General features: G+C 44.4%; 17 protein-coding genes and 2 pseudogenes. 4 read left to right on the top strand and 15 right to left on the bottom strand.

Features of this window, described 5'->3' with window-relative positions:
* Positions 1-4: 4 nt before the first annotated feature.
* From crcB to lrp, 6 genes and pseudogenes are all read right to left on the bottom strand, one after another.
* Positions 5-388: a fluoride efflux transporter CrcB gene (crcB, locus tag GMES_RS03320; RefSeq protein WP_006991160.1), complete on the bottom strand. Its 384-nt coding sequence runs from the start codon at positions 386-388 to the stop codon at positions 5-7.
* Positions 389-1,726 carry a replication-associated recombination protein A gene (locus GMES_RS03315; protein WP_006991159.1) on the bottom strand — a complete coding sequence of 446 codons (1,338 nt, stop codon included), beginning with the start codon at positions 1,724-1,726 and terminating at the stop codon, positions 389-391.
* Positions 1,726-2,388, bottom strand: coding sequence for an outer membrane lipoprotein periplasmic chaperone LolA (gene lolA, locus GMES_RS03310; protein ID WP_006991158.1), 663 nt, complete (start codon positions 2,386-2,388; stop codon positions 1,726-1,728). Before lolA ends, GMES_RS03315 begins: the two co-directional genes overlap by 1 nt.
* Positions 2,389-2,391: 3 nt before the next feature.
* Positions 2,392-3,882 (bottom strand): annotated as a pseudogene (locus GMES_RS22960) (DNA translocase FtsK); the annotation flags it as partial.
* A 546-nt stretch (positions 3,883-4,428) separates the two neighbouring features.
* A pseudogene (locus GMES_RS22955) lies at positions 4,429-4,860 on the bottom strand (DNA translocase FtsK 4TM domain-containing protein); the annotation flags it as partial.
* Between the two features lie 169 nt (positions 4,861-5,029).
* Positions 5,030-5,515 carry a leucine-responsive transcriptional regulator Lrp gene (gene lrp, locus GMES_RS03300; RefSeq protein WP_006991156.1) on the bottom strand — a complete coding sequence of 162 codons (486 nt, stop codon included), beginning with the start codon at positions 5,513-5,515 and terminating at the stop codon, positions 5,030-5,032.
* A 150-nt stretch (positions 5,516-5,665) separates the two neighbouring features.
* Here lrp and ald point away from each other — a divergent pair, with 150 nt between their 5' ends.
* Positions 5,666-6,796 carry an alanine dehydrogenase gene (gene ald / locus GMES_RS03295; RefSeq protein WP_006991155.1) on the top strand — a complete coding sequence of 377 codons (1,131 nt, stop codon included), beginning with the start codon at positions 5,666-5,668 and terminating at the stop codon, positions 6,794-6,796.
* Positions 6,797-6,911: 115 nt separating this feature from the next.
* On the opposite strand, the gene pyrF is transcribed toward ald, so the two are convergent.
* From pyrF to gyrA, 9 genes are all read right to left on the bottom strand, one after another.
* Positions 6,912-7,607 (bottom strand): orotidine-5'-phosphate decarboxylase, encoded by a 696-nt coding sequence (gene pyrF / locus GMES_RS03290; protein WP_006991154.1) that lies wholly within the window; start codon positions 7,605-7,607, stop codon positions 6,912-6,914.
* 6 nt (positions 7,608-7,613) lie between these two features.
* A complete protein-coding gene (gene lapB / locus GMES_RS03285; RefSeq protein ID WP_006991153.1) occupies positions 7,614-8,783 on the bottom strand; it encodes a lipopolysaccharide assembly protein LapB in 1,170 nt (389 codons plus the stop codon).
* Positions 8,784-8,785: 2 nt separating this feature from the next.
* Positions 8,786-9,055: a LapA family protein gene (locus tag GMES_RS03280; RefSeq protein ID WP_006991152.1), complete on the bottom strand. Its 270-nt coding sequence runs from the start codon at positions 9,053-9,055 to the stop codon at positions 8,786-8,788.
* 199 nt (positions 9,056-9,254) lie between these two features.
* Positions 9,255-9,545 carry an integration host factor subunit beta gene (gene ihfB / locus GMES_RS03275; RefSeq protein ID WP_006991151.1) on the bottom strand — a complete coding sequence of 97 codons (291 nt, stop codon included), beginning with the start codon at positions 9,543-9,545 and terminating at the stop codon, positions 9,255-9,257.
* A 70-nt stretch (positions 9,546-9,615) separates the two neighbouring features.
* Positions 9,616-11,355, bottom strand: coding sequence for a 30S ribosomal protein S1 (gene rpsA / locus GMES_RS03270; protein WP_006991150.1), 1,740 nt, complete (start codon positions 11,353-11,355; stop codon positions 9,616-9,618).
* Between the two features lie 57 nt (positions 11,356-11,412).
* Complete coding sequence (gene cmk, locus GMES_RS03265) at positions 11,413-12,090, bottom strand: (d)CMP kinase (protein WP_006991149.1); 678 nt, start codon at positions 12,088-12,090, stop codon at positions 11,413-11,415.
* A 125-nt stretch (positions 12,091-12,215) separates the two neighbouring features.
* The gene (aroA, locus tag GMES_RS03260) at positions 12,216-13,505 is read right to left on the bottom strand and encodes a 3-phosphoshikimate 1-carboxyvinyltransferase (protein WP_006991148.1); all 1,290 of its coding nucleotides are present in this window, start codon (positions 13,503-13,505) and stop codon (positions 12,216-12,218) included.
* Between the two features lies 1 nt (position 13,506).
* Positions 13,507-14,592 carry a 3-phosphoserine/phosphohydroxythreonine transaminase gene (gene serC, locus GMES_RS03255; RefSeq protein WP_006991147.1) on the bottom strand — a complete coding sequence of 362 codons (1,086 nt, stop codon included), beginning with the start codon at positions 14,590-14,592 and terminating at the stop codon, positions 13,507-13,509.
* A gap of 99 nt (positions 14,593-14,691) precedes the next feature.
* Complete coding sequence (gene gyrA, locus GMES_RS03250) at positions 14,692-17,385, bottom strand: DNA topoisomerase (ATP-hydrolyzing) subunit A (protein WP_006991146.1); 2,694 nt, start codon at positions 17,383-17,385, stop codon at positions 14,692-14,694.
* Between the two features lie 280 nt (positions 17,386-17,665).
* Here gyrA and ubiG point away from each other — a divergent pair, with 280 nt between their 5' ends.
* The 3 genes from ubiG (at position 17,666) to nrdA (ending at position 21,741) form a co-directional block, all read left to right on the top strand.
* Positions 17,666-18,385 carry a bifunctional 2-polyprenyl-6-hydroxyphenol methylase/3-demethylubiquinol 3-O-methyltransferase UbiG gene (gene ubiG, locus GMES_RS03245; protein WP_006991145.1) on the top strand — a complete coding sequence of 240 codons (720 nt, stop codon included), beginning with the start codon at positions 17,666-17,668 and terminating at the stop codon, positions 18,383-18,385.
* Position 18,386: 1 nt separating this feature from the next.
* Positions 18,387-19,043 (top strand): HAD family hydrolase, encoded by a 657-nt coding sequence (locus GMES_RS03240; protein WP_006991144.1) that lies wholly within the window; start codon positions 18,387-18,389, stop codon positions 19,041-19,043.
* A gap of 382 nt (positions 19,044-19,425) precedes the next feature.
* On the top strand, positions 19,426-21,741 hold the full coding sequence (gene nrdA / locus GMES_RS03235) for a class 1a ribonucleoside-diphosphate reductase subunit alpha (protein WP_006991143.1): 2,316 nt from the start codon (positions 19,426-19,428) through the stop codon (positions 21,739-21,741).
* Positions 21,742-21,812 lie beyond the last annotated feature (71 nt).

Genomic DNA, 21,812 nt, shown 5'->3' with positions numbered 1-21,812 from the left:
TGACTTAACCTTTAACTAGTTGTGTACCCAACCATGCTGCAAATAAACAGCAGGTGATATTAATAAATATATTGAACGCCCCCTTCAGCCACATACCTTGCTGCAACAGAATTAGGGTATCCACTGAAAACGTTGAGAACGTAGTAAGAGCGCCTAAAAAACCGATACCAATAGCAGTGCGCCAAATGACAATTTCCAGATGCCCCTGTTCAATGAGCGTATAAAGCAGTCCTAAACTGAAAGACCCTACAATATTGACCAGAAGTGTACCAAAAGGAAATCCTTTGCCAAACCATTGCAACATCAAACTGGAAAGAAAAAAGCGTAAACAGGCTCCCGTTGCGCCCCCTAGCGCAATATATGTGTATATAGCAAAACTATGCTGCATCTACTTGTACCTTTTATGAGCGCTCTTGTTATTTAAATCAGTCAGAAAGTCTAATTTCGCCTTCAGTTTTATTTCAAGCCCTCTCTCATTAGGCATGTAGTATTGTGTATCTTGCATTTCAGCTGGTAAGTAGCTTTCACCCGCAGCAAAGGCATTTGGCTCATCATGGGCATAGCGATAGCCATCACCGAATCCCATTTCTTTCATTAACTTAGTGGGTGCGTTACGCAAGTGGCTGGGCACTTCGTAATCGGGTAATGTTTTAGCATCGCGCATAGCTTGCTTGAACGCTGTATAAACCGCATTACTCTTGGCGGCACTTGCACAGTACAAGGTAGCCTGTGCAATGGCTCGTTCGCCTTCAGCAGGCCCAACACGTTGGAAAATATTCCACGCATTGAGGCAGACTTCCATCGCTCGAGGATCGGCATTACCGATATCTTCTGTAGCAATGGCCAATAAGCGCCGTGCCACATAAAGCGGATCACACCCAGCATTTAACATGCGTGCATACCAATACAAAGCACCATCGGGAGATGAGCCGCGCACTGATTTGTGAAAGGCAGAGATTAAATCGTAAAACTGGTCTCCGCCTTTATCATATTGAGCAACCTTTTCGCCTACCGCTTCTTTAATGGCTTCAAGGGTGATTTTTCCTTCAGTTGAGAAGTCAGCAGCCAATTCAATATAATTCAAAAGACGCCTTGCGTCACCGCCTGCAAGCTCAGTTAAAAGCGCTATACCCTTGTCTTCTATTTGCAGGGCTAATTGCCCTAACCCACGGGACTCGTCAGTTAACGCGCGCATAGCAATATCTGCAAGGTCGTTCTGAGTCAGCGATTTAAGCACATACACCCGGGCGCGAGATAACAAAGCACCGTTTAATTCGAAAGATGGGTTTTCTGTGGTGGCGCCAATAAACGTAATCGTGCCGTCTTCAATAAAAGGCAAAAATGCGTCTTGCTGACTCTTATTAAACCTGTGTACTTCGTCAACAAATAAAATGGTGCGCTTGGCCTGGTTAAGCGTATTTTGCTTGGCTTGTTCAATAGCACTGCGAATATCTTTCACCCCAGAAGTAACCGCAGAGATACGCTCGATATGCGCATCGCAATGCATAGCAATTATTTCAGCTAATGTGGTTTTACCTGTGCCAGGCGGCCCCCAGAGGATCATCGAATGGCATTGGCCGCACTCAATCGCGCTGCGTAGGGGTTTGCCTGGACCAACAATGTGTTGCTGGCCGAAATATTCGGCAATATTTTGCGGGCGCATGCGCGCAGCTAATGGTGCGAAGCTTGGGTCGTCTTGATGGCTAAAATCGAATCCTTGATTCATCAGTTACGTTGGTCGTCCAAGTCGTAGCCATCAGGCAAACTAAAGGTAAATACTTTATCACTCACCGTTTTATTTTGCTGAATATCATTGAAATACAAGTCGCTGATTTGTTGCTGGCTGTCTTGCATACTCATCGACGTTAACTGTGCCCCATCAAACACCAATACGAGTGAGTGTACCGCTGAATCAGGATTTTTCGCATCAATACGAAAAGTATCATTGGTATAAGAAACACTGAAATTCTCCCAAGCGTCACTGTTCGGCTGAGTTAGCAGAATAAGGGGATTATTTGCCACTGCTTGATCTTGACTAATGGCAGTAACTTGCTCAACAAAAGGATCCACATTCCATAGTGTGTTGCCATCAGCAATAAGAATATTTTCATTGGGCGGGTTGAGCTCCCAATATAGTTTGTTGGGTTGTTTTAGCTTTATCACCCCAGTCGCTTCTTGCAAAACTTCGTGATTCGCGTCGGTCACTTTTTGGGTAAAGGAAGCGCTGAAATTATGTAAGGTTTGCAATCGCGCTTTCAGTTTATCTTCATCGGTTTGCTGAGCATTCGCGCTAAAAATAGCCCCTAGTGTTAGCAACAGGATCCCAGACAACTTCGCCACGTTACCGATATATTTCACACTGTTCATATTTTGCTGAATACCTATCATAAATTAATCTCTTGGTGGTGGAGGTGCCAACACTTCTCTATTACCATTGTGCCCTGGTGGCGTTACGACACCACTTTGTTCCATTTGTTCGACCAGACGCGCTGCGCGGTTGTAACCAATTCTAAATTTACGCTGCACACTCGACACTGACGCTCGGCGTGACTCAGTGACGAACGACACGGCTTCATCGTAAAAAACATCAAACTCTTGATCGCCGCCTTCTGGTTGCTCACCCGGCAGTAATACTTCAGCGCTGGTGTCACCGTTGAGAATCTCATCAATGTATTGCGGTGCACCGCGACTTTTCCAATCGGCTACAACAGCATGTACTTCAGGGTCATCAACAAATGCGCCATGGACCCGTGTAGGCACGCCAGTACCTGGTGGCAAATACAGCATGTCGCCCATTCCCAATAAGGTTTCAGCGCCCTGTTGGTCCAAAATAGTCCGTGAATCTATTTTTGATGACACTTGAAACGCAATACGGGTAGGAATATTGGCTTTTATCAAACCAGTGATAACGTCAACTGAAGGGCGCTGGGTGGCGAGTACCAAATGAATACCAGCAGCCCTGGCTTTTTGGGCTATACGGGCGATAAGCTCTTCGACTTTTTTGCCAACGATCATCATCATGTCAGCAAATTCGTCAACAACGACTACGATAGCCGGCAGTTTTTCTAAATCAGGCGCTTCGGTTAACATGCTCTCTTCTGACTTCCACAAGGGATCTTTTATTGGTTGGCCTGCTTCAATCGCATTTTTGACTTTCTGGTTGAAGCCTTTGAGATTACGTACACCAAGGGCTGACATCAAACGGTAACGACGCTCCATTTCCCCAACACACCAGCGCAGTGCATTAGCCGCTTCTTTCATGTCGGTTACCACTTCAGCGAGCAAATGCGGTATGCCTTCATACACTGACAATTCAAGCATTTTCGGGTCAATCATGATCATACGCACGTCTTCTGGCGTTGATTTATACAACAGGCTTAAAATCATGACGTTAACACCGACAGACTTACCTGAGCCCGTGGTGCCTGCCACTAATAGATGCGGCATTTTAGCTAAATCAACAATCACAGGTTGACCTGATATGTCTGCTCCTAACACCATGGTTAAATCTGACTCAGCTTTTTGAAAAGCGTCACAGCTAATCACTTCGCTTAAGCGCACCATGTCGCGCTTTTTATTCGGTAATTCTAAACCTATTACCGATTTACCCGGAATGACTTCCACCACGCGCACTGAAATAGCAGACATCGCGCGGGCCAAATCTTTTGAAAGACCGGTAATCTTGCTGACTTTAACCCCTGGCGCTAAGTCCATTTCAAAACGGGTGATAACAGGCCCAGGATAGACACCGACCACTTGCGCATCGATGTTAAAGTCTTTTAGCTTTTCCTCAAGCAGGCGAGAGACCATTTCAAGCTCTTCAGGGGTGATCGGGTTTTTAATTTTGTCTGCCCGTTGCAGTAAATCAAATGACGGCATTGGCTCTGGTGGTTTACTGTCGGCAATCGCTTTAGCTTCAGCTTGCGCCTCAAGATTGGCTTTAACGTCATCGGATACATAAACACCATTGTGCGACTTGTCCTTGGGTTGCACAGCGGGGGCGTCTGGCTCATGCTGCGTTTCATCCATGTCGTCTTGCGATTTCTTTTTACGACCAAAGCCTATCTTGTCTCGCAACTCGCTGATTGAAACTGGGCTCGATTCCTCTTTTTTCGGTTCGGGCTCGAACAACACTTCATCGGGAATACTAAAACTCGGCTCAGGCTCATCACTGCCAAAAGGAGTTACACTTGGCTCTACACGTTGTTGAGCCGGCGTATAAGCCGGAGGAACTGGATTGTTCAGTTTGTCATCGGCACTTACTTGCTCGTCTTTATTATCGCGATTAAAACCGAGCCGTAGCATGGGTGCTTCTTGTATTTTCTGTGGCAGAGCCCAAGCACCGGTTGCGAATGCGACGGCCATCGCACCAGTTTTATCGACAACAGTTAGCCATGAAATACCGGTTAAAAACGTAAAGCCGGTGCAAAACAAGCTCAGTAAAATAAGAACTGTACCTGCGAAATTAAGATAAGGAACAAGCGATGCGCTAATCACATCCCCTAACATTCCCCCTGCTGAGAAATAAAATAGGTCGTTAAAGTTAAGACTGGCTATTCCCGCCGCCCCAACCAGAGCCAATAATAGCCCTAAAATTCGCAGTCCAATGGTTAAATAGTCAAACTCAGAGATACGCTTACGCTGCTGGAACATGAACCAACCTGCGAATGCCGCTGTGAAAGGGAAAATATAAGCAATGTAGCCGAACGTAAAAAATAAAATATCAGCTAACCAAGCGCCAATTGCGCCAACCCAGTTATGAATGTCACCTTGCAAACCAGCTTGGCTCCAGCTTGGGTCGGCTGGATGAAAAGAAGCCAATGCGAGGAGTAAGAAAAAAGCAAATGCGCAACTGAGCATCATGCCTACTTCCATAATCCGTTGGATACCTGTGAGTCTTGCCATAGCGTTTTCTTTCAACTTAGGGTTACTGCGTAAAATTAGCTGTATAAGATACCAGTGCTTTGGTCAAAATCCTAGACAACGGCGTGCTTATGCCCAGTATTTGAGCAATCTTCGGTTAAACAGTTCAGCGTTGATTAATTTTCACCATAGTGGTGTCTTTGACTTCTTCCATCACAACGTAAGTTCGAGATTCATTCACGCCAGGTAATCTGAGTAAGGTATCACCAAGTAACTTACGGTAGGTTGACATGTCTGCCACACGCGCTTTAAGCAAAAAGTCAAAGTCACCAGAGACTAAATGACACTCTTGGATGTCTTCATGCTGTTTTACCGCAGCAGAAAATAGCTCAAAAATATCAGGCGACGTTTTGGTCAACGTAATTTCCACGAAGACCAACATCGCTGCACCGAGTTTTTGTGGGTCGACTCTCGCATGATAACCCAAAATATAGCCTTGATTCTCAAGGCGCTTAACTCTTTCTAAACAAGGGCTTGCACTTAAGCCAACTTTATTAGCTAAATCGATATTTGATAAACGGCCGTTTTTTTGCAGCTCACTTAAAATATTGCGATCGATTCTATCAAGGTGTTTGGGTGTTTTTATCAACATAGATAATACTGCATTTATTAACTTTATCCCTATTTTATACTTAAAGCGGTAAATCTTCAGAATAATTTTCTTCGAACCTTCACTTATACTTCGCTCATTATGCAATACCGCATTCAATCGCCCTCGGGTTCAACCGTTAAAGGAAAATTTATGCTAATTGGTGTACCAAAAGAAATTAAAAACCACGAATATCGCGTAGGCCTTACGCCTGCTGCAGTGAAAGAGTTTGTTGTTCATGGACATCAAGTATTAGTTGAAGATAATGCGGGTACCGCTATTGGATTTACCAACGAAGAATACATCGCTGCCGGTGCTGAAATAGCCGCTGATGCGGCAACCGTTTTCGCAAAAGCTGAGATGATTGTAAAGGTTAAAGAGCCTCAAGAAAACGAATGTAAAATGCTGCGTAAAGGCCAAACCTTATATACCTATTTGCACCTTGCCCCCGATCCTAAGCAGACTAAGCTACTAATTGAATCTGGCGCAACCTGCATTGCCTACGAAACAGTAACTGATAACCGTAACGCCCTGCCCCTTCTTGCACCTATGAGTGAAGTTGCTGGTCGCATGGCTGTTCAGGCTGGCGCGCACTACCTTGAAAAAGCACAAGGCGGTAGCGGTACATTGTTGGGTGGCGTGCCCGGCGTAGCTCCGGGTAAAGTCCTTATTATCGGTGGCGGTGTTGTTGGCACAAACTCAGCGAAAATGGCATTAGGATTAGGTGCTGATGTTACTATTTTAGACCGCTCGTTACCGCGTTTACGTGAGTTAGATGATATTTTTGACGGCCGTATCAAAACCGTTTTTTCAACAGTTGATGCTATTGAACATTATTCCTCCAAAGCTGACTTAGTAGTGGGTGCAGTACTCATTCCTGGCGCTGCAGCACCTAAACTATTGACCGCAGAACATGTCAAAAACATGAAAGAGGGGTCAGTAGTGGTTGATGTAGCAATTGATCAGGGTGGCTGTTTTGAAACCTCAAAAGCGACGACTCATCAAGATCCGGTTTATATCATAGATGGTGTTGTTCATTATTGCGTTGCCAACATGCCTGGCGGTGTTGCACGTACATCTACTATGGCATTGAACAATGCAACGCTACCTTTCGGTTTAGCTTTGGCTAACAAAGGGCCAAAGCAGGCTATGTTAGATGATGCACATTTGCTTAACGGCTTAAATGTGCATGAAGGTAAAGTCACGTACAAAGCGGTAGTTGATGCACTTGGAAAATCTTTAGGGTTGACCTACACAGACCCTAAAACGGCACTGAGTGCCTAAATATTAAGGGATGTAGATTGAACACAAAAAGGCACTCGAGAGTGCCTTTTTTATGCGCTTAAAACCTAATCAACAATTTACTGACAAATTAAAACTTCAGAGCCGAAAATTCGGATCACGCAATAGACGCGTTAATAGCCTCAAGTGCAGCGACAGGATCAGCAGCTTGAGTAATAGGTCGGCCAATAACCAGGTAATCGACTCCTACTTGCATCGCTTCTTGTGGGGTCATGATGCGTTTCTGATCACCGACTTCACTTCCCTGGGGACGAATACCTGGAGTCACCAACATAAATTCCTTGCCCAGTGTCTCTTTTAACATTGCAGCTTCTTGTGCCGAGCACACCACTCCGTCTAGTCCTGCTTGTTTGGTTAAAGATGCAAGTGTTAACACGTGCTCCATAGGCGATGATTGAATACCAATTTGTGACAGCTGTCGCTGATCCATGCTGGTGAGCACTGTCACAGCGATAAGATGAGGTTTGTCTTGGCCGAACTGAGCCAAACCCTCTCGGGCGCGTATCATCATATCTTCGCCACCAGAAGCATGCACGTTTACCATCCATACGCCTAGATCTGCGGCAGCTATGCACGCTTTGGCCACGGTATTAGGAATATCGTGAAACTTAAGATCGAGGAATACATCGAACTTCTTTGCCACCAAAGTGCCAACAAATTCAGGACCGAAATACGTGAACATTTCTTTGCCGACTTTTAGACGGCACTGGGATGGGTCAATTCTATCTACAAAATCAAGTGCGTCTTTCTTTACATCAAAATCAAGTGCGATTACCACTTTTGGATCTTGCATTACCGTTTATTCTCCGTCTAAGCCTTTAATCGGTTTAACCTGGCCCCATTTTTTACAGGATGGGCACAACCAATGTATTTGCCCGCCCGAAAAGCCACAGCTGTGACAGCGATATTTGGGTCGTTGCTTAATCTGCTCTTCAACAAGCTCTTTTAATAGCACAAGGCTATTCATGGATTCATCAGGGCCTTGTTGTTCAATATACAAGCCCATAAGAGTTTTAAAGCCTTTCATGGTAGGATGCTTGCGTAATTGATCTAGCAAAACATCAGCCGCTTCTTTTGTTAAGCCCTGGCGCGCCATTAATTTCACTTTGGCTAGATAAGATGTGGCACATTGCTGCCAATATTCATTGAGAATTTTTTCTAGCTGTTCAAGATCGTTCAATGCTTCAGCGCTTTGCTCGATCAGCGGCACCGCTTCACTCAACCAAGAGATATCGCGCAAAGGCACTTGCTGTAAGTACTCGATAGCGGTCTGATATTGCTCTTGGCTAATCGCTATTTGCCCGAGCATTAACCACGGGCGAACGGTATTTTGGTCAGCCATAATGGCTTTTTGCAAGGTTTTCTCGGCTAGATTAAGTTCATTTTTACGTACGTAAATGGCCGCTTGCTCGCAATAAAAATGCGAGATACGAATGCATAGCTCATCGCTATCACCATGATTTTCCATCATATTCTCAGCAAGCTCTATCCCTCTGCCCCATTCTTTGGTGGCTTGGTAGATATCGAAAAGCTGCTGTTGTGCATCTAGAAAGTGTTTGTCTGAATTTAATAACTGCAGGAAGGCATTCTCAGCGCGCTCCAAAAAGCCTGCGAGCACATAGTCTTTTCCCAATTCTTTGAGGGCAGATTCCCGCTGTGCAGGGGAAATCTGTTCTTTACTGACAAGGTTTTGATGAACACGGATTGCTCTGTCTAACTCGCCCCGGTGTCGAAAGAATTTACCCATGGCAATGTGGGTTTCAACCGTATCACTGTCGAGGTTAATCATTTTAATGAGAGTATCGACGGCCTTATCGGGCTCATCGGATAAGAGGAAATTTAAGCCCTTGTAGTAATGCTTAGATAAAATACTAGATTGCTTACGCTGTGCTTGACGTACGCTATTGCGCCCCATTACCCAGCCATATCCGGCGGCTACAGGTAATAGCAGAAAAAGCAGTTCAAGCATAATTAAAGGATTTCTACACGATTAGATTTTTTAAGTTGCCGCTCTAAACTTGCTACTCGCCACTTTAATCGTAAAACATAAAGTGAGAATAAAATTACGCTGAGCAGCACACCACATAAGAACACAATCAGCATAAGTAATGAAACGCGCATGTCGCTCTGCGCTACAAGATAATTTACTGTGACACTATGGGTATTTTGAGAACCAATAAAGCCGCCAATTAACAGCAAGACTAATACAGCAATAAGAGATAGCAATCCCTTCAACTTCATACTTATTTGCCTCCTAGTGGGCATTTGGATTCGAACTCTTTTTTATAAACATACTTCACTCATTCCTGAATCAAGTATTCGAAACAGCTATCTTTACAGCCAATGACAAACGTTGTTTATAAATGCCATTTATAATTTACTACACTCTAACAAAAACGGCACCCCAATTGGAGTGCCGTTTTAATGATTTAGAGATAAATCAAGCAATTAAATCTTCGTTGACCCTTTCTCGTAACTCTTTACCAGGTTTAAAGTGAGGAACGTGTTTACCGTCTAACTCCACTGTCTCACCTGTTTTCGGGTTACGACCTACGCGAGGTGCGCGGTAATGCAAAGAGAAACTTCCAAATCCGCGGATTTCGATGCGTTCACCTTTTTGTAAGGTTTGCGCCATTTGCTCTAGCATTTCCTTGATAGCCAACTCAACGTCTCTTGAAGGTACGTGACGGGCTTTATCCGCTAGTCTTTCGATAAGTTCTGACTTTGTCATTAAAACTCTCCTTCAATATATAAGTACGTTGTGAAAATTTATCGGTGCGTATAATACGCACCTTAATTGATTAATCTTCGCTCTTCGCCGCTTTAAAGGCTTCAGCAAATGCGTTAGCAAAACCAACTTCTTCTTGTTGGTTAACTTTGTCAAGTGCTTCTTTCTCGTCTGCTTGGTCTTTTGCTTTAACAGACAAGTTAACGATGCGGTTCTTACGGTCAACGCCCATGAATTTAGCTTCGATTTCTTCGCCTACAGATGCTACTTCAGATGCATCTTCAACACGTTCGCGAGCCAAATCAGTTGCGCGGATGTAACCTTCAACTTCTTCTGCAAGTTTAACAGTTACGCCTTTGGCGTCAACTTCAGTCACAGTACCAACAACGATAGTACCTTTCTTGGTATCTGTCAGGTATTGGTTAAACGGATCTTCTTCAATCTGTTTAACACCTAAAGAGATACGCTCACGCTCTGGGTCAACTTGTAGAACAACAGCAGAGATTTCGTCGCCTTTCTTGTATTCACGAACAGCGTCTTCGCCAGTCTTGTTCCAAGAAATATCAGACAAATGTACTAAGCCGTCAATGCCGCCGTCAAGACCGATGAAGATACCGAAATCAGTGATAGACTTGATCTTACCGCTAACTTTATCGCCTTTACTCTGTGCCTTAGCAAACTCTTCCCAAGGGTTAGGTTTACATTGCTTAAGACCAAGAGAAATACGACGACGCTCTTCGTCAATTTCAAGAACCATAACTTCAACAGTGTCACCCAAGTTAACCACTTTAGATGGGTGAATGTTTTTGTTAGTCCAATCCATTTCAGATACGTGAACTAGACCTTCAACACCGTCTTCGATTTCAACGAAACAACCGTAGTCAGTTAGGTTAGTGACTGCACCGCTCAATTTAGAACCTTCAGGGTAACGTTCTGCAATTTCTTGCCAAGGATCGTTGCCCATTTGTTTCATGCCTAATGAAACACGAGATTTTTCTTTGTCGAACTTAAGTACTTTAACGTTGATTTCATCACCAACATTAACGATTTCACTTGGGTGCTTAACGCGTTTCCAAGCCATATCAGTAATGTGTAGAAGACCATCAACACCACCAAGGTCAACGAACGCACCGTAATCAGTAAGGTTCTTAACGATACCTTTAACTTCATGGCCTTCTTCAAGGTTAGCAAGAAGTTGATCACGTTCTGCGCTGCTTTCTGCTTCGATAACCGCACGACGTGAAACAACCACGTTGTTACGCTTAGCATCAAGCTTGATAACTTTGAATTCCAGTTCTTTACCTTCAAGATGAGTAGTATCGCGTACTGGGCGTACGTCAACCAATGAACCAGGTAAGAATGCACGAACTGTATTCACTTCAACCGTAAAGCCACCTTTGACCTTACCATTGATAACACCTTTAATCGTTTCTTTGTCATCGTAAGCTTTTTCTAGCTCAACCCAGGCTTCGTGACGTTTTGCTTTTTCGCGAGACAAGATTGTTTCACCGAAACCGTCTTCAATTGCATCTAGAGCAACATCAACTTGGTCTCCGATTTCAACATCAAGTGTACCGTCAGCATTACGGAATTGTTCAGCTGGGATCGCGCTTTCAGATTTCAAACCTGCATCTACAAGTACGATGTCTTTGTCGATAGATACGATAGTACCCTTAACAATTGCACCTGGACGGGTTTCGATTTCTTTTAAGCTTTCTTCAAATAGTTGAGCAAAATTTTCAGTCATAGTTAAGTTATTTGTTTCATTTTGACATCCACACTGCAATCCGGCTAACGTGGGGTTGTTATTCATTGCCAACTTCATCCTGATGTTGGGCAGTTTACAAGTTAGGTAATGTTAGCTCTTAAATCAGATTTCGATTTTAGAACTAGCAAATTCAGTAATCTTATCAATTACTTGCGTTATTGTTAATTCCGTAGAATCGACAATAAGCGCGTCTTTTGCTGGTACTAAAGGCGCTACGCTGCGATTTGAGTCGCGCTCGTCACGAGCCTCGATGTCAGCCAAAAGGCGCAATATGCTAACATCATGACCAGCTTCTTTCAACTGATTAAATCTACGGTTAGCACGCTCTTGGGCGCTAGCGGTAAGAAATATCTTTACGTCTGCTTCTGGGAATACAATGGTACCCATGTCACGCCCGTCGGCGACAAGACCTGGCGATTCTTTAAATGCCCGCTGGCGACGAAGTAACGCCTCACGGATACTTGGTAATGATGCCACTTTGGAGGCCACCGCCCCAACTTCTTCTGTACGAATGTCATCGCTGACATCTTCACCTTCTAGAATCACCTTACAGCCATGCTCTGCTGGCTCAAAATTAACATCCAAGCCTGAAGCCAATGGCAATAGGCCTGCTTCGTCATTAGGATCAATTTGATGATGGATAGAGGCGATAGCCAAAACACGATAGATCGCGCCGCTGTCGAGGAAGTGCCAACCTAAACGATTGGCTAATAAGGTACTCACGGTGCCCTTACCAGCTCCACTTGGGCCGTCTACTGTGATGACGGGAAATAATTGCATGCTCTCTCCTGAGCTAATGAAAATCGCGCGCAATTATACCCGTTGAATTTATATAAGCAATGTAAGCAAGTTTACAATCTTGTGAACACTGTAAACACGAGCTCATGTTCACAGCGGTCACTAATTTAGACGCTTATTTGCTTTAAACGAGTGAAGTAATCAGGGAAAGTTTTAGCCGTACAGTCAGGATCATTAATCGTCACGGGTGTATCGCTCAATGCCACAAGTGAAAAACACATGGCTACGCGGTGATCATCGTAAGTATCGATATCCGTTTGAACCAACGTGTCCGGAGGCGTAATAGTGATGTAATCATGACCTTCAATAACCTCGGCGCCCACTTTACGTAATTCACACGCCATAGCAGCTAATCTGTCTGTTTCTTTGACGCGCCAATTATAAATATTACGAATTGATGTGGTGCCTTTAGCAAATAACGCGGTCGTCGCGATGGTCATTGCTGCATCAGGAATGTGGTTCATGTCCATGTCAACAGCAGTCAAAGGTGCACCTGTGACTTCAATATAGTCTTCGCCCCATGTGATTTTCGCGCCCATTTTTTCGAGTACATCGGCGAAACGAATATCCCCTTGGATACTCTTCTTCCCTACGCCAGTAACACGCACCGTGCCGCCTTTAATCGCACCTGCGGCTAAAAAGTAAGATGCAGATGAGGCATCACCTTCAACCAAAAAATCGCCAGCAGCTTGGTACTGTTGATTGCCTTTAATAGTGAAGGTTTGGTAGTTATTGTTTTCAACTATTATACCAAATTGCGCCATGGTATTAAGCGTAATGTCTATATAAGGTTTAGATACCAACTCACCGACAATATTGATAACGCTGTCATGTTCAAATAATGGCGAGGCCATCAGTAGTGCGGTTAAAAACTGACTGGAAACCGTACCTTCTACACTAATATTACCGCCTTTTAAGGGCATGCCTTTCATTCTTAATGGTGGATAGCCTTCATTTTTTAAATAGGTGATCTCAGCGCCAGCCTGGCGTAACGAATCAACTAAGGCGCCAATTGGGCGCTCTTCCATACGGGGTTCACCCGTTAATTCAAACTCACCTTTGGAGGTGGCTAAAACAGCACACAAAGGACGCATAGCGGTGCCGGCGTTGCCTAAAAATAATGTCTCTAGGTTATCCACACTAAAACCACGACCTAAGCCTTGCACCCAACACTCGGTTTTATCGTCAGATAAGCGGTATTTTACCCCCAGTTGTGTCAATGCTTTCAACATGTGACGAATGTCTTCACTATCGAGTAAATTAGTCAGGTGCGTTTCACCATTTGCTACTGCGGCAAGCAACAAAGCACGATTAGATAAACTCTTAGAGCCGGGCACATTAACTGTACCCGAAATCGCTGAAATAGGATTGAGGAGTAGTGGAGCTGAACGACTCATATTAACCATTCCTCTTGGCAAAATCTTGCATGAAGTTGAACAAAGTTTGCACACCTTCGATTGGCATGGCGTTGTAAATACTAGCGCGCATACCGCCAACAATACGATGACCTTTTAATGCTTTTAGTCCGGCATTTTCGGCTTCAGCTAAAAACTGCTTGTCCAGTTCGGCGTTTTTCAAATGGAACGTGACGTTCATCCGAGAGCGATACTCTGGAGCAACGTTGTTGCTATAAAAATCTAACTCATCAATGCATGAGTAAAGCAGATCTGATTTAGCTTTGTTGCGTTCAGCCATCGCTGCTACGCCGCCCTGCTCTTTCAACCACTTGAAAACCAAGCCAGCTAAGTACCAAGCAAATGTAGGTGGCGTGTTATACATAGAATCATGTTTGGCGATAACCGTGTAATCGAAGATTGCAGGGGTAATCGAGCGTGCCTTGTCTAACAAGTCGTCGCGTACTATTACAACGGATAAGCCTGAAGGCCCAATATTTTTTTGGGCTCCGGCGTAGATCACCCCAAATTTACTCACGTCTATAGGCTGCGACAAAATATTCGATGACATATCGGCCACAAGGGGAATGTCTCCGGTTGCTGGGATCCAGTTGATTTCAACGCCATCTACCGTCTCATTAGGGCAATAGTGAACATAAGCGGCATCAGGATTTTGATTCCAACTGTCTTGGACAGGCATCACCACTAGGCCGTCTTCGCTGGTCGTAGTGGCGGCAATATTCACGTTAATATATTTTTGCGCTTCATCAACGGCGCTTTTTGACCAAGAGCCACTAACGATATAGTCAGCGCTGTCACCTTCTTGTGACAAGTTCAGAGGCACTGCAGAGAACTGACCACGGCCACCACCGTGAGTAAACAACACTTTGTAGTTATCAGGGATACTCAATAAGTCTCGCAAGTCTTGCTCGGCGGTTTCAGCAAGGGCGATAAACTCTTTACTACGATGACTCATTTCCATCACCGAACAACCTTGGTTCTGCCAGTTGATGAATTCATTTTGGGCTTGCTGCATCACAGCTTCGGGTAACATGGCCGGACCGGCACAAAAATTATAAACCTTGGTCATTCTTTAATTTCCGATACAAAAAGAGCGGCTAAGCCGCTCGTTTTAATAAACTATAGGACGATAAAGTAAGCGTGCAGCCTACCTTATCATCTACGGGCTTTACTCTTCGTTTTGAGGATCTTCATCCGTGGTGTTATCCACGTCTGTTGCTGCGGCTTCGACTGTCTCGTCACCCTCAGCTAACGCCTCTAGTTCTTCTTCTAACTCTTCAACTTCGTCGATGCGCTGCAGACCTACTACATGTTCGTCCTCTGCAGTGCGTATCAAACGTACGCCCTGAGTGTTACGGCCCACGGTAGAGACTTCACCAACGCGAGTACGCACTAAAGTACCTTGGTCACTGATCAGCATGATTTCGTCGCTTTCATTGACCTGTACAGCACCGACTACCTTGCCATTACGCTCTGACACCTTAATGGATACCACACCTTGCGTGGCACGGCTCTTAGCTGGGTAATCTTCGACTGGAGTACGTTTACCGAAACCATTTTCGGTGGCGGTTAAAATTGCGCCATCACCTTGAGGTACAATCAACGACACCACTTTTTGGCCATCTTGTAAACGTATGCCACGAACACCCGTTGCGGTTCGACCCATTGGGCGCAGTGCTAGGATTTCTTCGCCAGTTTCGGGATCAATTTTAACTGCCCCTGTTTCTGAATCACGCGCTTTCTCATTAAAGCGAACGACTTTACCCGCATCCGAGAACAACATAATATCACTGCTGCCGTCGGTGATATCAACACCGATTAGCTCATCACCGTCGTTTAAGTTAACCGCAATAATACCGTTTGCACGTGGGCGAGAGTATTGAACCAAAGCGGTTTTCTTCACTGTACCATTGGCCGTAGCCATTAATACGTACTTGCCTTCTTCAAATTCTTGAATAGGCAAAATCGCAGTGATACGTTCATTTGCTTCCAACGGTAAAATATTCACAATTGGACGACCGCGCGCATTACGACTCGCTAATGGCAATTGATATACTTTTAGCCAATACAATCGGCCGCGTGTAGAGAAGCACAAAATGTGATCATGGGTATTGGCAACTAGTAACTTTTCGATGAAATCTTCTTCTTTCATCTTGGTCGCTGATTTACCTTTACCGCCACGGCGCTGTGACTCGTAATCGTTTAGCTTTTGATACTTAACGTAACCTTCACGAGATAGTGTCACCACAACCTCTTCACGTTCAATCAAGTCTTCAATATCGATATCATGAGATGCGGCAGTGATTTCGGTGCGACGCTCATCTCCGAATTCATCACGAATTTTTTCAAGCTCTTCACGTATGACTTCCATCAAGCGCTCTGGGCTACCTAATATATGCAGTAATTCTGCAATCAGGTCTAATAACTCTTTGTACTCAGAAAGAATTTTTTCGTGCTCAAGACCGGTTAACTTATTCAAACGTAGGTCAAGGATTGCTTGTGCTTGCTGCTCTGTTAAATAGTACAAGCCATCACGAATACCAAACTCAGGCTCTAACCAATCAGGACGAGCAGCGTCATTACCGGCACGCTCTAACATGTCAGACACATCACCTAACGCCCAACCTTGAGCAGTCAATGATATTTTGGCATCAGACGGGCTTTTAGACGCTTTAATCAATGCGATTATCGGGTCTATATTAGCCAATGCAATCGCTAAACCTTCAAGAATATGGGCACGCTCACGGGCTTTCTTCAGTTCGAAAACCGTACGGCGTGTTACCACTTCGCGGCGGTGTAAAACGAAGGCTTGCAGTATCTCAAGTAGGTTGAACACTTTAGGCTGGGTTTTATCCAGTGCCACCATGTTGATCCCAAACACGGTTTGCATTTGTGTCTGCGAATACAAGTGGTTTAGTAAAACTTCACCTGACTCGTTACGTTTTACTTCAACTACAATACGCATGCCGTCTTTGTCAGACTCATCACGGAGAGCTGAAATGCCTTCAATTTTCTTTTCTTTTACTAGCTCGGCTATCTTTTCAATTAGACGCGCTTTGTTGACCTGATAAGGAATTTCGTGCACGACTATGGTCTCTTTACCATTGTCTTCACGCTCAATCTCTGCGCGGGCGCGCATATATATTTTTCCACGCCCCGTACGGTACGCTTCTTCAATTCCTTTACGACCACTTATAAAGGCGGCGGTTGGGAAATCTGGCCCGGGGATATATTCCATCAACTCTTCAATGGAAAGCTCAGGCTTATCAATTAACGCAATACACCCGTTCACAACTTCCGTTAAGTTGTGAGGAGGAATGTTAGTCGCCATACCAACAGCAATGCCTGAAGAACCATTGATTAATAAGTTAGGTACTTTAGTGGGCAGCACGTCAGGGATGAATTCAGTGCCATCGTAGTTCGGTACGAAGTCGACGGTTTCCTTTTCTAAATCCGCCAATAATTCATGGGAAATTTTCGCCATACGGATTTCGGTGTAACGCATTGCAGCGGCTGAATCACCATCAACTGAACCGAAGTTACCTTGACCATCTACCAACATGTAACGTAAAGAAAACGGCTGAGCCATACGTACTATCGTATCGTAAACAGCTGAGTCTCCGTGTGGGTGGTACTTACCGATAACATCACCGACAACACGTGCCGATTTCTTATATGGTTTGTTAAAATCGTTTTTCAGCTCGTTCATAGCGAATAAAACCCGGCGATGCACGGGCTTCAAGCCATCTCTTACATCAGGCAGCGCCCTGCCTACAATTACACTCATGGCGTAATCAAGATAAGAATTTTTAAGTTCTTCTTCAATATTAATAGGAAGAATTTCTTGGGCGTGATCAGTCATATACAGCCTTGTCCCTAGTCATTATTATTAGAAATAGAATTAGACATAAAATTTACAATCCGCGTCAGTGCATTTGAGCTAGGCCTCAAAATAACAGTCAACGATTAACTCTGGAATTTCGTATTATCGAGCCTTGGGATTCTATCACTGACCGTAAAAAATAAATAGATAGGATCCGCTCATATAGTAGCCAAAGACGCTAAAAAACCGCATATATTGCGCTAGCCAGCTTTAATACATGCTGGCTATAATAGCGAAATTCGAATTTTTGGACCGCAATATGAACTCAGCGCAAAATGTTGACCATCAAGAAATACAGAAATTTGCCGATTTGGCATCTCGTTGGTGGGACCTAAACGGGGAGTTTAAACCCTTACATACCATCAACCCCCTCCGAACCGATTATATCGTGCACCGCACTCAAGGGCTTGAAGGCAAAAAAGTGATTGATGTGGGCTGCGGTGGCGGTATTTTAGCGGAGAGTATGGCGCGCTCTGGTGCTGAGGTAACCGGCATTGATATGGGCGAAGCCCCCCTTGAAGTAGCAAGATTACATAGCCTTGAATCGCAATTAAGCATTGACTACCAGCTCTCAACAGCGGAAGAGTTCGCTGATGCCCACACTGGGCAATTCGATGTGGTGACGTGCATGGAAATGCTCGAACATGTGCCTGACCCGTCATCTGTTGTTGAGGCCTGTAGCAGACTGGTTAAACCTGGCGGCACGGTATTTTTCTCGACCATAAACCGTAATATCAAATCATATTTGATGGCGATAGTCGGCGCAGAGCACATTCTTAAGTTAGTGCCAAAAGATACCCACAATCACGACAAATTTATTAAACCCTCGGAATTATTAAACTGGGTAGACAATACACCTTTGGTGGCAAAACATATGACAGGCCTGCATGTGAGTCCCATAACTCAACAGTTTTATTTATCTGACAAAAACGTTGATGTGAACTACATCGTGCATTGCCAACACAGTGGTGATGCATAACATGCTAGATAAACCCAAAGGCGTATTGTTCGATTTAGACGGTACATTATTAGACACTGCACGAGATTTAGGCAACGCCCTAAATTGGGTTTTACAACAACACAAAATGCCCTCGTGCGCGTTCAGCGTATATCGTAATATTGCTTCTGATGGCTCTCAAGGTCTACTCGAAATAGGTTTTGGCGATAGGCTCGCGGATTATGACGTCGAATCACTCAAGGCCCTTTTTCTTGAAAGATATGAAAAAGAGATATGTGTAGATACCGTTTCTTTTAACGGCATCAAAGAGCTACTTGCACGCTTAGATAAGGATAATATCCCTTGGGGTATTGTGACCAATAAGCCACAATGGCTCACCGAGCTTTTGTTGCCTCATTTTGATGAGTTTGCCCAGTGCCAAGTGGTCATCAGTGGTGACACCCTAGAAAAACGTAAACCACACCCTTTGCCCTTGATACATGCAGCAAATGCGATGAATATTGATCCTGCAGACTGCTGGTATATCGGTGATGCTAAACGTGACATAGATGCAGCGAAAGCCGCGAACATGTTTAGTGTGGTGGCAAACTATGGTTATATAGGCCCAGAGCATAGATCGGATAGCTGGAATGCGGATCTGTACATCGATCAACCACAGGCAATCCTCGCCCACCTATAACAGCAAACACGATATGTAGTGGTTTTGTAAACACTCACACACTATATATCGTGAAATTATAACAACTGAATTTTCCGATTAAAAAAGTTTATAAAAAAATAATTCTTAAAAATGATCTTGCATTCCCTATACGTGCAAAGCGAATAGCCTTGTTAGGTGAGTCATTACTAACATAAATTTCTTGTTGATTTGAACGTCTACAAAAGCACCAGATGTGGGGTTGCAAAGGCACCAAAACCTCATTATCTTGTGTTTTATCGACAGGATGGACGTTGTAAAAAGGATCCGCAACTTTCCCTCTTCGTCAAGCACAATTTCCACAGAAATGGTGAAATTCATCGTTTCTATATTTTGTAAAAACTATAATCAAAACGGCGTATACATGAATAACAAACTCTTCGTTACCAAGCGAACTGGCGAGCGCGAAAGCATTGACCTCGAAAAAATCCACAAAGTCATTACTTGGGCAGCTAAAGGCCTTAATAATGTGTCTGTATCTCAGGTGGAAATTAAAGCGCATATTCAGTTCTACGACGGTATCAAGACGGAAGATATTCATGAGACGTTGATCCGCTCTGCGGCCGATCTTATTTCAACAGATGCGCCAGATTATCAATACTTAGCAGCACGCTTGGCTATCTTCCATTTACGTAAGAAAGCTTATGGGCAGTTTGAGCCCCCAGCGCTTTTCGCCCACGTTACAAACATGGTTGAGATGCAAAAATATGATCAACATTTGTTGAGTGATTACAGCGAAGCTGAATTTCAAGAAATGGATGATTATATTGATCACTGGCGCGACATGGACTTTAGCTACGCCGCAGTCAAGCAGCTAGAAGGCAAATACCTTGTTCAAAACCGGGTGACTGGCGAAATTTACGAGAGTGCCCAATTTCTGTATATATTGGTAGCAGCGTGCTTGTTTGCTGATTACCCAAAAGATTCGCGCATGGAATACATTAAGCGCTTTTATGATGCGACCTCTAAATTCAAAATTTCACTGCCGACGCCCATCATGGCTGGTGTACGTACACCAACAAGACAATTCAGCTCATGCGTATTAATTGAAGCTGGCGATAGCCTTGATTCAATTAACGCGACGGCCAGCGCCATTGTTAAGTACGTGAGCCAGCGCGCCGGTATCGGTGTTAATGCAGGGCGTATACGTGCTCTTGGTAGCCCTATTCGTGGTGGAGAAGCATTCCATACGGGTTGTATTCCATTCTACAAGTATTTCCAAACTGCAGTGAAAAGTTGTTCACAGGGCGGCGTTCGCGGCGGTGCAGCAACACTTTTCTACCCACTTTGGCATATGGAAGTGGAATCACTTCTAGTATTGAAAAATAACCGGGGGGTAGAAGAAAACCGTGTTCGCCACTTAGATTACGGCGTGCAATTTAATAAGTTGATGTATCAGCGCTTGATTAAAGATCAGCACATAAGCTTGTTTAGTCCATCTGACGTACCAGGTTTGTATGATGCATTTTTTGCTGACCAGCCTAAATTTGAAGAGCTATACGTTAAATACGAGCAAGATGACAACATCCGTAAGACCCAAATCAAAGCGGTTGAGTTGTTTAGTTTGTTCATGCAAGAGCGTGCCAGTACCGGCCGTATCTACTTACAGAACGTGGATCACTGCAACACGCACAGTCCTTTCGACCCGAAAGTTGCACCGATCCGTCAAAGCAACTTGTGCCTTGAAATCGCTCTGCCGACTAAACCCCTTGAGCACGTTAATGACGAAAACGGCGAAATTGCCCTTTGTACATTATCAGCGTTTAACCTAGGTGCTATTGAAAGCTTGGAAGACTTCGCAGAAATGGCTGATTTGGCCGTGCGTGCGCTAGACAATCTACTCGATTATCAAGATTATCCTGTACCCGCTGCGTATAACGCCACGATGGGACGTCGTACTCTAGGAATAGGCGTGATCAACTTCGCTTATTATTTGGCTAAGAACGGGGTTAAATACTCAGATGGCAGTGCAAATGGCCTAATTCACCGTACGTTTGAAGCCATGCAATACCACTTGATGCGTGCGTCTTGTAACCTAGCAAAAGAGAAAGGCGCATGTCCTAAGTTTGATGAGACCACTTACTCTCAAGGCATCATGCCAATTGATACCTACAAGAAAGACTTAGATAAGATCTGTAACGAGCCACTGCATTGTGATTGGGACAGCTTACGCGCCGACATCAAGCAGTATGGGCTACGTAACAGTACCTTATCAGCCTTGATGCCATCTGAAACGTCATCACAGATATCAAATGCCACCAATGGTATTGAGCCGCCACGTGGCCACATCAGTGTTAAGTCCAGTAAAGATGGTGTGTTAAAGCAAGTGGTACCTGAGTACGAATTGCTGAAAGACAAGTACGAATTGTTGTGGGATTTACCGTCTAACGATGGTTACTTGCAGTTAACCGGTATTATGCAAAAGTTTATTGATCAAACGATTTCAGCTAACACCAGTTACGACCCGAACAAATACGACGGTGGCAAAGTCCCCATGAAGTTGTTGTTAAAAGACTTGCTAACCGCTTATCAGCTGGGCGTAAAAACCTTGTACTACCACAACACTCGTGATGGCGCAGCAGATACATCACAACAAGAGCTGAAATCAACCCAGTTCGTTCCACAAGAAGCGGTCGTTGAAGAAGACGACGATTGTGCTGGCGGTGCGTGTAAAATTTAATCCTTCTGCGTACTTTCTTTCTGTGCCCTTTAGTGCGTGACTAAAGGGCGAATTCAACTCTAAATGGTCTG

It is taken from the genome of Paraglaciecola mesophila KMM 241 (genome assembly GCF_000315015.1).
GTDB classification, from domain to species: Bacteria; Pseudomonadota; Gammaproteobacteria; order Enterobacterales; family Alteromonadaceae; genus Paraglaciecola; species Paraglaciecola mesophila.
Note: the sequence above shows the minus strand (reverse complement) of the source record. Positions and strands in the feature narration are given on the sequence as shown.